The sequence below is a fragment of the Candidatus Protofrankia datiscae genome, assembly GCF_000177615.2.
GTDB classification, from domain to species: domain Bacteria; phylum Actinomycetota; class Actinomycetes; order Frankiales; family Frankiaceae; genus Protofrankia; species Protofrankia coriariae.
The window spans coordinates 4,903,884-4,917,760 of the sequence record NC_015656.1; the positions used below are offsets into that span (position 1 = coordinate 4,903,884).

The window sequence follows — 13,877 nt, forward strand, 5'->3', positions numbered from 1 at the left end:
CCGCGCCGGGAAACTGATAGCCAGGTCACGCCCGGGCGGGCCGCCCGGGTTTGTCCACGCGATCGGACGGCCGGCGCCCGGTGGGTATGCGGTGGGTATTCCATTTCACGTGCTCCCGCCACCAGCCCGACCGGACGGCCCCACGGGCCCGCCACGGAAGAAACATGATCGATTCAGTCGCGTCCCCGGGTCGGGCCCGGTGGATACTGATCATCCGAATGCCGATCCACACTCATGAAGATCAACCAAACGGAAGACCCATCAAACAAGATCGATTTTTCTGGCCCTCGGCGAGCCGTCAGAGACAGGTCGCACCGGGCAACCGTCCCAGGACGGGCAGGGCCACAAAGCCCTCGGCGTAGGCGACTCCGATCCGGGCGCCCCACAACCGACCGAGGTTCTCGGCCATGGGAGCGAACTCCTCACCGATCGGCTGGGTGCCGCCGTGCGCGCGCAGCGCCTGGAGCTTGACGTCGAAGGTGGCCGTGACATCGACGATCGCGGTGGCCCGCACCGGGCCGTCCATGGTCAGGGAGTTGTAGCTGTCGCAGGTGTAGAGCCGGCGCGGACGGCCGGTGGCAAGCACCGCCCGCGGCAGCGCCTCGAGCACGGCCGCGGCGACCCGCCGGTGGCGCGGATGGACATCGGCGGGCGGATGGGTCACCACGATCTCGGGACAGAGCTCGACCAGCAGCTCCTGGATCTCGACGGCGAGCCGTTCGGGGTCGAGGACGTGCAGGCGCGCGCCGAGAACGCGCGCCCCCGCCGCGGCCTCGGCCATCCGGTCGGCGGTGTTGCGCAGGACGGCAATGGTGACCCCGGCGGCCCGGGCGTGCAGGGCGAGGGTGCCGCCGGCCCACAGCTCCGCGTCGTCGGGATGAGCCATCACCGCGAGCACGCTGCCCGGACGGGCTGTCCCGGCCGGCGTGGGCGTTCCAGCCGCCGGACCATGGTCATTCATACCGCTGCCCGTTCCCGTCCACCCACGTGCGAGATCCCTTCCGGATCCGGGGCCACCGGCCGAGGAGTGCAGCCACCGGCCGCGACCGCGCAGGCCACAGCCTGTGGGCCTTCGACCGGACCACGCCCTAACCCATCCCGAAATAGCTTGCGTTGATCAGGTCGGGATCGGCGGCGAGAGCCGCCGCGGTGTCGCTGAAGGCTATCCGGCCCCGGTCGAGGATGTACCCACGGTCCGCCGCGGCGAGGGCGAGCGACACATGCTGCTCGATCAGCAGAATGCCGGTGCCGTGCTCGTCCGCCAGCCGGCGCAGGACGGCCAGCAGGCTGAGTGCGAGATCGGTCGCCAGGCCGGCGGAGAACTCGTCGACCAGCAGCAGCCGTGGCCGGCGAGCGACGGCGCTGGCCAGCGCGAGCTGCTGCCGCTCGCCCCCGGAGAGCTCGCCGCTGCCCCGGTCGAGCAGCGGACGCAGGGTGGGGAAGCTCTCCAGCGTCTTCTCGATCTGGTCGCCGGGCCGACGGCCGACAGCCAACCGCAGGATCTGGCGGACCGTCAGGCCGCGCAGCGGTGTGCCGCCCTGCGGCACCACCGCCAGGCCGCGGCGGGCGAGCCTGGCCGGGTGCGCCCGCCGCGCCGGCTGCCCGAGCACGGTTACCCGACCGCCAAACGGCGCGATCGTCCCGGCCACCGTGCGGACCAGGGTCGTCTTGCCGCCACCGTTGGGCCCCAGCAGGGCGACGACCTCACCGGCCCGGACCTCGAGCGAGAGGTCGTGCAGCACGGGGACACCCGCGTACCCGCTGACGACCTTCTCGACGACCAGCGCCCGCTCCGGCCGGGCCTGTGTGGGCAGCCGTACCGTGCTGGCCGGCGGAGCGCCGAGATAGATCTCGCGGACCTCGGCGCGCTCACGGACCTCCGCCGGCGGGCCGTGCGCGACCACCCGGCCGCCGCTGAGCACCACGACGTCGTCGCAGGCCTCGAAGACCAGCTTGATGTCGTGGTCGACGAGCAGGATCGCGCAGCCACGTTCAGCCAGACGTCGTATCCGACCGGTGAGGACGGACCGGGCAGTCGAGTCCAGACCGGCCGCCGGCTCGTCCACCAGCAGCACCTGACCGCCCGCGGCCAGCGCACGGCCAAGGCCGACGGCGAGCCGTTCGTCGTGGTTGAGCATGGCCGGCTGCTGGTCCGCGACCGAACCCAGCTCCAGTGTCCAGGCGGGTTCCGGCCCGGCGACCGCCAGGTTCTCGGCGACGGAGAGATCCTCGAACAGCTCCAGCGACTGGAAGGTGCGGGCCAGGCCCCGGCGGAACCGCTCGTGCGGCGGCAGCGGGTTCAGCACCGTTCCGTCCAGGACGATCCGGCCGGCGCTGGACGGGGTGAACCCGGTGATCGCGTCTATCAGGGTGGTCTTCCCGGCGCCGTTCGGCCCGATGAGGCCGGTCACCCGGCCGGCACGCAGGGCGAACGACACGTCGTGGACGATCTCGACCTTCCCGTAGCGGACGCAAAGCCCGTCGACGTCCAGACGTATGGTCACCGGGCCACCTCGGCATGTCGGGCCAACCGTCGGGTCGGCTTCGATTGTCGCGGATCGTAGGCAAGCCCTTCCGGACGTACCACCACCAGGACGGCCAGAGCCACACCGCACAGCAACGACTGGTAGCGCGCGAGATGGCCGAAGTTGTCGAGCACCGTGAACACCACACCGCCGGGGGCCAGCAGGCCGCCCAGCATCGCCCCGCGCACGCTCATCACCCCGCCGACCGACGCGATCGCCAGGAAGAACAGGGACGCGAACACCCCGAAGGAGTCGAACGACAACCTGCCCTGACCGTAACCGATGAGGCATCCGCCGAGACCGGCGATCCCGGCGGAGACGGCGGACGCGAGCAGCTTGGTCCGGGCCGCGTCGACGCCCACGGCCGAGGCCGCCCGCTCGTTGGAGCGGACCGCGAGCATGCGCAGGCCCGACGTGGACGCGCGCAGCCGGGCCACCGCGAAGCCGCACAGCGCGAACACGGCAAGGCAGAGCAGTCCGTACTCCAGCCGTGGGAAGCCCTTCCCGGCCACGCCGAGATCGAGGCCGAAAAGCTTCGGCGGCGGGACGACCGAGCCGGCAAGCCCACCGGTAATCAACGGATTCACAAAGACGATCTCTTGGAAGGCGACCCCGGCGGTGAGCGTGACGATAGCGAGATCGACCCCTCGTATCCGCCGTGACAACGCGCCGAGCACCAGGCCCGCGGCGGTGGCCGCCGCGGTGGCGAGCAGCGGCGCGAGCGGGAACGGCACACCGAGGCCACCCTGCAACCGGGCCAGCAGGAATCCGGCCACCCCGGCCAGTGACATCTGCGCGAGGGAGAACTGGCCGGCGAACCCGGTCAGCACGACGAAGGACAGGCACACCACGGCGGCGGCCAGGCTGCGTTCCAGGCCCAGCCGATAGGGGCCGCTGAGAACAAGCAGTGCGATCATTCCGGCCGGTACGAGGATGGCGAGATCGCGCAACGGACGCCCGGTCTGCTCCGCGCGGGGCAGCCGCGCGACCGCTGACACGGCCCTGGCCCGCCCGGGTATGAGCTGGCCGCGGGTGACCGCGACGACGATGAGAACGAGCAACGGGAACAGCGTCCGTAGACCGGGCTGGTTGAGCCACGGGACGTCGTGCTGCAGGGGCAGGAGAACCGACTGGAGCATACCGAGCAGCAACGCGCCGACAATAGTGGCGCCGAACGACGACAGCCCACCGAGCAGCGCCGCCGCGAGCGCGGGAACAATGAACAGGGTGTAGGTGGACGGGCTCAGCACGCTGATCGGGGCGACGAGTATTCCGGCGAGCGCGCCGAGCACGGACGCCACGACCCAGCTCACCGCGGCGACGGCCTCCGGCCGGTAACCGAACTGTTCCACCGCCTCGTCGGATTCGGCGACCGCCTTGGTGGCGAGCCCGAACAGCGTCCAGCGGGATACCGCCCACATGATCATTCCGATACCTGTGACCAGTATCGCGAGCAGCGGACGGTCGACCGGAACGGTCACCCCGAACGCGGAGAAGGATTTCTGCGGAAGTACGGAATCAATGAACCTGTTGTCCGACCCGAACTGTAGCACCGCCAGCGCCTGCAGGGCGATCATGAGACCGACCGAGGCGACCAGGGACAGGGCCGGCGGGGCGTGCCGGAGCGGCCGAAATATGAGAAAATACACAAGCAGGCCGAGCAGCGCGGTCATGGCCAGTGACACGGTCAACGCCAGCGCAAAGGTGGGGCTGTTGGTCAGATGAATACGGGGCGGAAGACCCACGACAGGCAGGACGATGTCCCCCACGTCCCGCAGCTCCGCATACTGGTAGGTGGCGTACATTGCGAACGCGGCGTGCGCAACATTGACCACCCCCGAGGCACGGTGTATCAGCACCAGCCCAAGTCCCAGCGCCGCATACACCGCGCCCGCGCCCAGACCCAGGATCAGTGCCGCGACATACGTGGACACAGCGCTCTCCAATCGACAGGGCAGCCTGTTGTGGACCAACACGGTGCCTTGTGGGCTAAGGCAGTGTAACTTCTGGCAATATGACGCTGTCCCGCCGTGTCGTCGCAGCAGCCGCAGTCACGTTGGCCGTCCTCGCCGGGTGCACCAGCCAGCGCGGCAGCGGCTCCAACAGCCCAGGTCAGCCCGCAAACCACCTGAACGGACCGCCTGTCAAGCTCGGCTTCGTCTCCATGGAGAACACCCCGCTCGGATCGTTTCCCGAGACACGAATAGCCGCCGAGAGCGCCGTTGCCTACGCCAACGCGGCGCTCGGCGGGGTTCACGGCCGACCGCTTGAACTCGTCCCCTGTGCAACAAATGGCTCACCGGAGTCGTCCCAGGACTGTGCCAACCGGCTCATAGCCGCCGACCCCGTGGCCGTGATCGGCGGGGTGGATCTGAGCACCGAGGCGGCCATGCCGCTCTACCAGCAGGCCGGCATTCCCTATGTCAGCGGATCACCTCAGCTGAGCGGGGAGCTGAGCTCGCCCAACTCCTTCTCGCTGACCGGCGGCACGCTCACGGAACTGCTCGGAATTACCGAGTATCTGACCACCACCAAACATGTCACAAAGGTCCATGCCCTGTACGCGGACCTGCCTGGACTGCTGACCGCCGCCATCCAGGGATCCAGGAGCATTCTGCAGAAAAAAGGGGTGTCGGAGGTCCGACTGGTGCCGGAGAAAGTTGACACGGCGGACTTCGCTCCGGCTGTCAACCAGGTCGCGTCCGGAAACCCTGACGCGATTGTCGTTGTTTTCTCGGCCCAGTCGTGTGCCCGCATAGCACAGGTCGCGGGCAGCCTTCAGGTAAAAGCACCGATATACTTCGTCGGCTCCTGCGCGACGGCCGCGGTGGCGCGTGCCGGCGGCCAGGCCATCGGTAACATGAACTTCGCATCCGGCTATCTTCCGCTCGACGCCACCGGTGGCGACCAGGATTCCAAAGCATTTCGCGAGAATGTACCGGAAGCGTCGCGCTCACCATTGTCACAGGCATCTTTCTCGACCGTTCTCGCGGCGCGTTCGCTGCTCACCGAAATCACACAGACAACCCCTGAAAATCTTCGGAACGCATTTAGGGCAGCCCGGGATCATCCGAACGTGATGGCCCATTCATTCACCTGTGACGGCACCCTTATAAAAGCGTTTCCAGCGGTCTGCAACACGGCGGTACGCATTCTGCGGTGGTCGGATGGAGGGTTCGTCGACGCCACCGGCGCCTGGGTGGACGGCCGCGAGCTCATGACGCTGATCGGATGATCATCAGGCCCACCGGCCAATCGGGCCATCGTCCGACCGGCCCACCGGCACCGCTGATCGCTGGCGGTACCGGTGGGTGGGGCATCCCCGCACCCTGGCATCGAGGTAGCCGCCCCGCGACCACCTCGATGCAATCCGTATTGACAATGGTTTCCAAATCGGAGACAGTGCGGCTCGGATGAACCGCCCCCGAGCCGTCCCAGGAGGTTCCGTGTCCCTGACCGTCTCCCCCGATCTACTCGCCCAGGCCGAACGCGGCCACGTTCCGGACGACGCCTTCCTCACCTGCGTGCGCGACTCACTGCCATATGCCTACGAACTGGTCGAACGGCTCGCCGGCGAGCTGCCCGGCAACGATCGCGACTTCACGGACAACCTTGTCCCGCCGCCGGACGACGCGGCGCAGGGGCAGCTGCTGCGGGCGATGGCGAGCACCTCCATCCGGGCCGCGCTGGAACAGCGCTTCGGCGTGACGCTCGCCTTCCAGAACTGTCACCGCCTAGCCGCGTTCCGTCCGGAGACGGTCGGCGGGGAACAGTACCGGCGGTTCGTCTCCAACGAGAGCCAGGTGCTCAACCAGCAGCCGGAGTTCGTCAACTGCTGATCCCGCCGCTGGCTACCGGACCCGGCGTACCGCCGCGCGTGGGCGCGCCGCCGGGCCCGGGCAGCGGGCCCTCCTCGCCCACAGCACCCACGGTCGACCGCGTCTCCACGCGAGCCTGCCGGCGGCGGGACGGCGTCCCGATGGTGGGCGCGAGCAGCGCCGACAACGCGAAGATCCCCGAAGCGGTGAGCACGATCGCACCGCCGGCCGCCACGGACCACTGCTGGCTGATCGCCAGGCCGATGACACCGCTGGCGACCCCAATGACGACCGAGAGCACGGTCATGCCCCGCACGCTGTCGCACCACAGCCGGGCCGTCGCCGCCGGCGCCACGATCAGCGCAACCGACAGGATCGTCCCCACCGCCGGCACCGAGGTCACGATCGTCACCTCGACCAGCAACAGGAAGACGACGTCGAGCCGGCCGGCCGGATAGCCGGCCGCGACGGTCGCGTCCCGGTCGAAGGCCCCGAAGACGAGTTCCTTGGACAGCAGCGCCAGCACCACCAGTACGACGGCCGCGACGATCCCGGAGGTCACCAGGTCGTCAGCCTGCACGGTGAGGATGGATCCGACCAGGTAGGCGGTGAGATCTCTAGTGAACCCTGACTGGGCCGACAACAGCAGCACCCCGAGGGCGAAGCTGCCGGACAGCACGACGCCGGTGACGCTCGTGTTGTCGCCGCGGGCTGACAGCGCGGCCACGGCAAGAACCACCAGGAAGCCGAAAACCCCCGAACCGAGGTAGAGGTTGATCCCCAGGATCGCCGCGAGCACCACCCCCGGGAAGGTGGCGTGCGTCATCGCCATCGCGAAGAAGCTCAGCCGCCGCAGCACCACATGCACGCCGACCGCGCCGCACAGCGCGCCGACGAACACCGCCTCGACCAGGGCACGGCGAGTGTAGGAATCCGACAGCAGGTCCAGGGCGGCCATCTACCGGACGCCTCCGCCCACGTGGGCCTCCGGGGCAAGCCGGCCGGCCCGCAGCTCGTCGACGTCCGCGACCTCCTCCGGCAGCCGCGCGCCCCGCCGCCAGCGGCGCCGGACGAGCGGGCCGACACCCAACGCGAGCAGGTAGAACACGACCAGCGCGAGCACGACCGTGGCTCCCGAGGCGAGCCGCACCCCGTGGTTGATCGACGCCTCGTAGCTGGCCGCGAGCCCCAGCCAGCCGCCGAGCATGCCGAAGAGGACTGCGAGCCCGGTCACGACCAGCAGACGGTCGGAGAGCAGCCGGGCGGCGGCCGCCGGAACGACCAGGAGCGCGATGCTCAGGATCGTCCCGACGGCCTTGACCGCGGCGACGACGACCAGAGCGATCATCAGGTTCAGGACGAGGTCGAGCAGCACCACGCGGTAGCCCATGGCCTGCGCGGTCTGCTGGTCGAACGTCCGCAGCAGCAACTCCTTGCGCAGCGCGTACAGCACCAGGCCGACCGCCACGGCCACCACCGCCGTCTGCGTGATCTGGGCTGAGTCGACGGTGAGCACCCGGCCGAACAGGAACGTCGTCAGGTCGGCGGTGTAGGACCGCTGCCGCGACACGAGCACGACCCCCAGCCCGAAGAACGAGGTCAGCAGGATCGCGAGCGCGGCGTCCTGACCCACCCGCGCCCTGGCCGCGGCAACGGTGAACAGCACCGCGGCCAGGACCGCGAAGACCAGTGCTCCCGGGACGATCCCGGACTGCCCCGACACCAGGTAGCCGATGACGACGCCGGGGAAGACCGCGTGGGTGAGCGCGTCCGCGAGAAAGGCCAGCCGGCGCAGCACCACGAACACTCCGACGCCCCCCGCCAGCGCGCCGAGCAGCAGCACCTCGATCAGCGCCCGCCGCATGAACGGCAGCGCGAACGGATCCAGCAGCAACCGGCTCAGCACAGCGGATCCCTCGTCGGCGCATCATCTGTCCGGACGCTCCATGCCGACACATCCGTCGCCGACCCCCGTGCCGGCGTCCCTCCCACCGGCGGCTCCGCTGCCGGCGGACGATCCGGGAACGGCCGATGCGCCCAGGTACGGCTCATGCCGGGTAGCTCGGGGATGGTCACCTTACGGATGGTCGGCTCACGGATGGGCAACGATGACACCTTCGCCCCGCAGCTCGAGCGCGGCGCTGCCGTAGGCCGCCCGCAGCCGCTCGGGGGTGAGCGTCGCCGCGGTCGGGCCGAAACCGAACTGGTGCCGGTTGACCAGGCAGACGTCATCACAGGCCAAGTGCGCCAGGGACAGGTCGTGGGTGCTGATGACAACGGTGGTACCGGCCGCGCGCAGACCATCGATCGCTGACAGCAGCGCCTGCTGGGAGAGCGTGTCCACCCCGTTGAACGGCTCGTCCAGCAGCAACAGCCTGGGCTGCTGGGTCATCGCCCGGGCGAGCAGCACCCGCTGCCGCTGACCACCGGACAAGGTGCCGAAACGGTCGCCACCGCGGTGGGCGAGCCCCACCGCGGCCAGCGCCTCGGCGGCGATCAGCCGGTCGGACCGGCGCGGCCGGCGTACCCAGCCGATCTGGCGGTAACGGCCCATCAGCACGACCTGGCTGACGGAGACCGGAAAATCCGGATTCAGGACGTCGGCCTGCGGGACGTAGGCGACGTCCTGACGGGCCCGGGCCGGTGTCCGGCCGAGTACCTGGATGCGGCCTCGGACGACCGGGACGAGCCCGAGGATCGCCTTGATCAGGGTCGACTTGCCGCCCCCGTTCGGGCCGATGAGGGCAACCATGTGCCCCGCGCGCACCACCCCGTCCACGTCCTCGAGGACGGGCAGCCGGCCGTAGGCGACGCTGGCGCGATCGAAGACCACAGCGGAGGAGGGACTGTCGTCAGCGTTCACAGGGACTGCGCCGACGCCGACGCTGGCGCTGGCGCTGACCTGGGAGTCGGCCACCTGTTGCTTCACTTCACCATGCCTCACCTCAGACCCCGACGGCCTGTCGCGGTTCACAACTTCAGCAGCCCCGTCCCGGACCGGCCCCGCTCCAGCCCATCCGAAGGATCCTCAGACCCGGGTCAGGTCCCACCTCGCCCCCCTGCCGGCCCCCGTGCCAGCCGTCACATCAACGCATCATTGCAGCTCATTTCAGAGCGTTGACGATTGTCCTGGTGTTGTGCTCCTCCATCTGCAGGTAGATCGCACCGTCCGAGCCCTGCGGGCCAAGGGTGTCGCCGTACAGGGAGTCCTCACCTGCCACCACCTTGACGCCGGCCTCCCGACCGATCGTCTCAGCCGTGTTCGGCGGCAGCGACGACTCGGAGAAGACCGCTTTGGCCCCGGTAGTTTTGATCTTGTCCACGAGATCACTGATGTCGCGACCGGACAGCTCCGCCGACGTGTCGAAACTCGGGATGATCGACCCGACAAAGGTCAGCTGGTACCGGTCGACGTAGTAGCCGAACGCGTCATGATTGGTCACCAGCTTGCGGTTGGCGGGCGGCAGCGAGTCGATCTGTCGCCTGATGTCGGCGTCCAGCGCGTCGAGCCTGCCGTCGTAGGCGGCGCGGTTGGCCTGGTAGGCGGCGGCCCCGGCCGGGTCCGCGGCGGTGAACGCCTGCTCGATGTTGGCAGTCATGATCTTGACGTTGAGCGGGTTGTGCCAAACGTGCGGATCCCCGTCCTTCTCCTCCTCCTCACCGCTGCCCGGACGGATCTTCACATCCCGGCTGGCGTCGACCCGGGTGCCCTCGAAACCCGCGGAAGCGATCGTCTCGTCGAGCCACTTCTCCAGGCCGACACCGTTGGCCACCAGCACGTCGGCCTCACCGATCGCCTTGACATCGGCCGGTGAGGGCTCGTAGTCGTGCGGGTCGACGTTGGGCCGCAGGATCTGTGTCACCTGGACCCGGTCGCCGCCCACCGCCCGCACGAAGTCGGCGACCTGGGTGGTCGTGGCCACCACCTGGAGCTTCTCCGGCGGCGCCGCCGACGCGGACCCATCGTCATCATCGGAGCCACAGCCGGCGACGAACAGGGCGAGCAGCGCGAGCAGCGCGAGACCGGCAGCGCGGTGGACGCTGACGACGCCTGCGGACGAACGAATCCGGGACATACGTGGGACGACTCCATCCTGGGGACGACAACCACGTAATGGAAACGGTTCCCGGTTCGGGTGTCAAATCGGACCGTCACCACCCACCCGGACACCACCCACCCTCCCGGGCACCAGCCCGGCATTCCGGGACGCGCGACAAACATATGATCACGAAAAGCGACCACCCGGAGTTCCCCTGGAGCGCGGACCCGCCCCCACTGCGCACAACCCCGGGCACGTAAACACTCAGGGCACGTAACACCCACGGCGCATGACCTGGCGACGCGCGGCCGGCGGCAGATCGTCCGGCTGTTGGCGCGGCCCCTACCGGGCCGACACAGCATCACACCTGAACAATCGTGAAGCCTTACACCAGCCATCCCGTCGCCGAACGGCCCGGACCGGCGGCCCCGGAACAGTTCGCCGGGCCCGACCAACGGCCGGATTTCGCTTCTCGACGGGCGGATGTTTCCGGACACGTTCGTGACGGCGCGTCCGAAAAACATCCGAAAGGCCTCTCCAGGCCGGTTGCTCCCGGCCGGCTACGGGACGAAACCGAAGCCGTGCGCCCGGCCCGCGGCCGTCACCGGCCGGTGTTGTGGATAATCTGCCGCGGTTCCACCCGAACCATGATTCGCTGTTCGTCCGGCCGGCGGAAAGGATAGCTGTCCACGCCGAGATACTTCTTCGCGAGACGATCGATGACGGCGTCGGCGCTGTCGATCTCGAGGCGGGCCGTCCCTGAGACGCTGACCAGGTGGTAGGCGTCCTCCGGGTCGAGCACACCGATCGAGACCCGCGGATCCTTGCGCAGGTGCCGTTCCTTGGCCCGACCGACCGCCGTGTTGAAAATGATCTCGTCGCCGTCCACGTCGACCCAGACGACCGTGCTGTGCGGCGACCCGTCCGGGCGCAGGGTGGTCACCCAGGCGTACACCGGCCGGCTCAGCAGATTCCGGGCATCCTCGTTGAGTGTGGCCATCGAGTTCCTCTCCGCTCGACATCGAGGTCAGGTTCAGGATAATCCCAGACCCGCCGAGAAAATTTCCGATCGAAACCAGGAACACGCCCGGAATTTTGCACCCGCCGGACGAGCTGGCCGGAAAAACCGAATGGAATATCCGAAAAGGCTTCCAGCGCCCAGGAAAAGGCATGTTCGACCACAAAACGGCGATCGGACGGGCACCACACGGAGCGGGCTGACGGAATCGCGGCCGGGACAGGCTCGGTCGCACCCGGCCGCGCAGGCGCGTAAAGACTGTCGTAAAGACTGTTCGGTCACATGGCCGTCCGGCCACGTGAAGAACGCGTTTCGAGCCGTGTTTCCAGGCGTCGATGGTCCCGAAGAGACCGCTCTCGCGGATGTCACGTGCTGGACGACGGCCCACCGACCAGCACACCGAAGCCGGCGTCGATGCGGATCAGCGCCCCCGTGACGCCTCGCATACCCGCGTCGACGGTCTGCGCGATCACCACGGCGATGTCCTCGGGCTCGAGTACGCGCCCCAGGATCGAGTGGTCCTCGAGATGCTTCTCGCGCTCGGGTGTGAGGACCGCGGCGGTCGCCTCGGTGCGAACGCCGCCCGGGGCGATCGTGTTGACCGTGACCCCGTACACCGCCGCTTCCGCGGCGACATGGCGGCTGAAGGTGTTCAGCGCCGACTTCGCCGTCGAGTGGGCGAGCCTGCCGGGCCCGACGTAGTCGGCGGCGGTGCTGGAGACGTACACGATCCGGCCGCCGCCATGGCGTCGCATCGCGGCCAGTACGTGCTGGGTAACGAAGAAGGCCCCGGCGAGCTCACCGCTGACCTTGTCGATGAAGTCCTTCCATGCCAGGGACGCAAACGGGGCGAACGGCGGGGCCACGGTGTTGGCGTTGCAGACCAGCACATCGATGTGGCCACGGTCAGCCAGGACGGTGTCGACCATCCGCTCGACCTGATCATGATCGCAGACGTCGGCCTGGACGCACTCGGCCGTCGCCCCCGCGGCCGCGATGTCGAGGGCGACCGCGCGGGCGGCATCGGCGTTGCTCCGAAAATTGATCACTACGTGGTAGCCGCGGCGGCCCAGTTCGCGTGCTGTCGCCGCGCCGATGCCGCGGCCTCCACCGGTGACCAGCGCCACCTCACGTGATCCATTCATCGCGCCTCCGTCCCAGGCCCCCGACTCGACTCTCTGGTGTCGCCCCTCTGGTAACCAGAGTATAGGAGCTTACTTTTAGTAAGAAGCGATACCCGGGTATGCTCTGTGGCGTGTCGGCACGTCCGCAGCCCCCCGAGAGCCTCCCGGGAGGTACAGCCGACGACGCGTTCCGCAGCGACTGCCTCGCTCGCGTGGTGCTCGACCACGTCACCAGCCGTTGGGGCGTGCTGGTCCTCACCGGGCTGGCCACTGGTCCGCTCCGGTTCCACGAACTGCGGACGAAGATCGAAGGAATCAGCGAGAAGATGCTCTCCCAGACGCTGCGCACCCTCGTCCGGGACGGCCTGGTCGAGCGCACGGTGGAGCCCTCGTCCCCACCCAGGGTCAGCTACAGCCTCACCCCGCTTGGCGAGGGGCTGACCCGGCCCCTCCAGCAACTGTTCATCTGGATCCGGGACCACGCCCAGCTGGTCAGCGCCGCGCAGGACCGCCACGACACGCGATCAGACGGCCAGTCCGACTGAAACCGCGCCGGAGGCCGGACGCCCGGTTCCTCGCATCGCCCGCCCCGCCAGCGGCCCGGCGGGCCGGGCCCTCTCGTACGAGCACCTATCCGACCGGTAGGGAAATTTTTCCTTTTTCTGAACAAATATTACAAACGGTCGCCTGTCGAGCGGACAGCCCCGGACACGGCGGGAGCGCGACATCGCCGTCCACTGTCAGATAGGCGACAGTTTCCAGGAAGGTACTCGGAAGACAGCCGCCGATTACTCGGCAGCCGCTCCAGGCACCGACACCACGACTCCTAGCAGTCATCGCATAGAGCTGCCAGCAACTGTTACTCTGCGTAAGAGATTGGATCCAGTGAGCGGTTGATTTGGCGCTTATCAGTTCAAGGAGCGGAGATGCGCTGGGGTCGGGGTCAGCGGGTCGGAGCCGGCGAATCGGGCTGTGGGCTCCCACGATGACCGCGCGATCACATCGCCAGCCGCGGCCGAAGCTCCGGACGGCCGGCTGCTTCGCCTCCGGGACGGCTGGCCGGAACGCAGCCACCGATCGGGGCGCGTCCAGTGGACGCGGGCCGACACGGCCGGCGATCCGGCCGGTCTCCCGCACCATGGAGGGCAGCGGGGTCCCCAGACGGCGTGACCGGGGATCCGTGCCGTCGCCCGGTGACGGCACGGATGGTGGTGGCCGGGAAAAGCCCTGGTTCCCCGCGCACCGAAAAATCGAAGACGACGTGACCATGCTTCTTTTCGCGCCGCCGGCGACCGAAAATCCCCGGTTCACCGAGTGGGAGCGCCCGAGAACAGGGCATTCGATCAACCAGC

12 protein-coding genes are annotated in these 13,877 nt (G+C 68.7%); 3 read left to right on the plus strand and 9 right to left on the minus strand.

Annotated features, from left to right (window positions below; all coding sequences use genetic code 11):
* Positions 1–298: 298 nt before the first annotated feature.
* The 3 genes from FSYMDG_RS20680 to FSYMDG_RS20690 all read right to left on the minus strand — a co-directional run bounded on the left by FSYMDG_RS20680 (position 299) and on the right by FSYMDG_RS20690 (position 4,459).
* Positions 299–961 (minus strand): PIG-L deacetylase family protein, encoded by a 663-nt coding sequence (locus FSYMDG_RS20680; protein ID WP_013875332.1) that lies wholly within the window; start codon positions 959–961, stop codon positions 299–301.
* Between the two features lie 127 nt (positions 962–1,088).
* Positions 1,089–2,504 carry an ATP-binding cassette domain-containing protein gene (locus tag FSYMDG_RS20685; protein WP_013875333.1) on the minus strand — a complete coding sequence of 472 codons (1,416 nt, stop codon included), beginning with the start codon at positions 2,502–2,504 and terminating at the stop codon, positions 1,089–1,091.
* Positions 2,501–4,459: a branched-chain amino acid ABC transporter permease gene (locus FSYMDG_RS20690; protein WP_013875334.1), complete on the minus strand. Its 1,959-nt coding sequence runs from the start codon at positions 4,457–4,459 to the stop codon at positions 2,501–2,503. The genes FSYMDG_RS20685 and FSYMDG_RS20690 overlap by 4 nt, the downstream gene beginning before the upstream one ends.
* A gap of 80 nt (positions 4,460–4,539) precedes the next feature.
* Here FSYMDG_RS20690 and FSYMDG_RS20695 point away from each other — a divergent pair, with 80 nt between their 5' ends.
* Entirely contained in the window at positions 4,540–5,760 is a 1,221-nt protein-coding gene (locus tag FSYMDG_RS20695) for an ABC transporter substrate-binding protein (protein WP_013875335.1), read from the plus strand.
* Positions 5,761–5,971: 211 nt separating this feature from the next.
* Positions 5,972–6,364, plus strand: a complete 393-nt coding sequence (locus tag FSYMDG_RS20700) for an SCO5389 family protein (protein WP_013875336.1) — start codon at positions 5,972–5,974, stop codon at positions 6,362–6,364.
* On the opposite strand, the gene FSYMDG_RS20705 is transcribed toward FSYMDG_RS20700, so the two are convergent.
* From FSYMDG_RS20705 to FSYMDG_RS20730, 6 genes are all read right to left on the minus strand, one after another.
* Positions 6,354–7,301 (minus strand): metal ABC transporter permease, encoded by a 948-nt coding sequence (locus tag FSYMDG_RS20705; RefSeq protein WP_013875337.1) that lies wholly within the window; start codon positions 7,299–7,301, stop codon positions 6,354–6,356. The two genes, FSYMDG_RS20700 and FSYMDG_RS20705, sit on opposite strands and share 11 nt — an antisense overlap.
* Complete coding sequence (locus tag FSYMDG_RS20710) at positions 7,302–8,249, minus strand: metal ABC transporter permease (protein ID WP_013875338.1); 948 nt, start codon at positions 8,247–8,249, stop codon at positions 7,302–7,304. It abuts the gene before it with no gap.
* Between the two features lie 186 nt (positions 8,250–8,435).
* Positions 8,436–9,272, minus strand: a complete 837-nt coding sequence (locus tag FSYMDG_RS20715; protein ID WP_013875339.1) for a metal ABC transporter ATP-binding protein — start codon at positions 9,270–9,272, stop codon at positions 8,436–8,438.
* Between the two features lie 175 nt (positions 9,273–9,447).
* The gene (locus tag FSYMDG_RS20720; protein ID WP_013875340.1) at positions 9,448–10,419 is read right to left on the minus strand and encodes a metal ABC transporter substrate-binding protein; all 972 of its coding nucleotides are present in this window, start codon (positions 10,417–10,419) and stop codon (positions 9,448–9,450) included.
* A 565-nt stretch (positions 10,420–10,984) separates the two neighbouring features.
* On the minus strand, positions 10,985–11,383 hold the full coding sequence (locus FSYMDG_RS20725) for a PPOX class F420-dependent oxidoreductase (protein ID WP_013875341.1): 399 nt from the start codon (positions 11,381–11,383) through the stop codon (positions 10,985–10,987).
* A gap of 383 nt (positions 11,384–11,766) precedes the next feature.
* Complete coding sequence (locus FSYMDG_RS20730) at positions 11,767–12,546, minus strand: SDR family NAD(P)-dependent oxidoreductase (protein ID WP_013875342.1); 780 nt, start codon at positions 12,544–12,546, stop codon at positions 11,767–11,769.
* A gap of 98 nt (positions 12,547–12,644) precedes the next feature.
* Here FSYMDG_RS20730 and FSYMDG_RS20735 point away from each other — a divergent pair, with 98 nt between their 5' ends.
* The gene (locus tag FSYMDG_RS20735) at positions 12,645–13,070 is read left to right on the plus strand and encodes a winged helix-turn-helix transcriptional regulator (protein WP_013875343.1); all 426 of its coding nucleotides are present in this window, start codon (positions 12,645–12,647) and stop codon (positions 13,068–13,070) included.
* The last annotated feature ends 807 nt before the right edge of the window (positions 13,071–13,877 follow it).

Coding starts and splice junctions, on each gene's coding strand:
- FSYMDG_RS20680 (WP_013875332.1), bottom strand. CDS start 961: ATGAATGACCATGGTCCGGCGGCTGGAACGCCCACGCCGGCCGGGACA.
- FSYMDG_RS20695 (WP_013875335.1), top strand. CDS start 4,540: ATGACGCTGTCCCGCCGTGTCGTCGCAGCAGCCGCAGTCACGTTGGCC.
- FSYMDG_RS20705 (WP_013875337.1), bottom strand. CDS start 7,301: ATGGCCGCCCTGGACCTGCTGTCGGATTCCTACACTCGCCGTGCCCTG.
- FSYMDG_RS20720 (WP_013875340.1), bottom strand. CDS start 10,419: ATGTCCCGGATTCGTTCGTCCGCAGGCGTCGTCAGCGTCCACCGCGCT.
- FSYMDG_RS20725 (WP_013875341.1), bottom strand. CDS start 11,383: ATGGCCACACTCAACGAGGATGCCCGGAATCTGCTGAGCCGGCCGGTG.
- FSYMDG_RS20730 (WP_013875342.1), bottom strand. CDS start 12,546: ATGAATGGATCACGTGAGGTGGCGCTGGTCACCGGTGGAGGCCGCGGC.
- FSYMDG_RS20735 (WP_013875343.1), top strand. CDS start 12,645: ATGCTCTGTGGCGTGTCGGCACGTCCGCAGCCCCCCGAGAGCCTCCCG.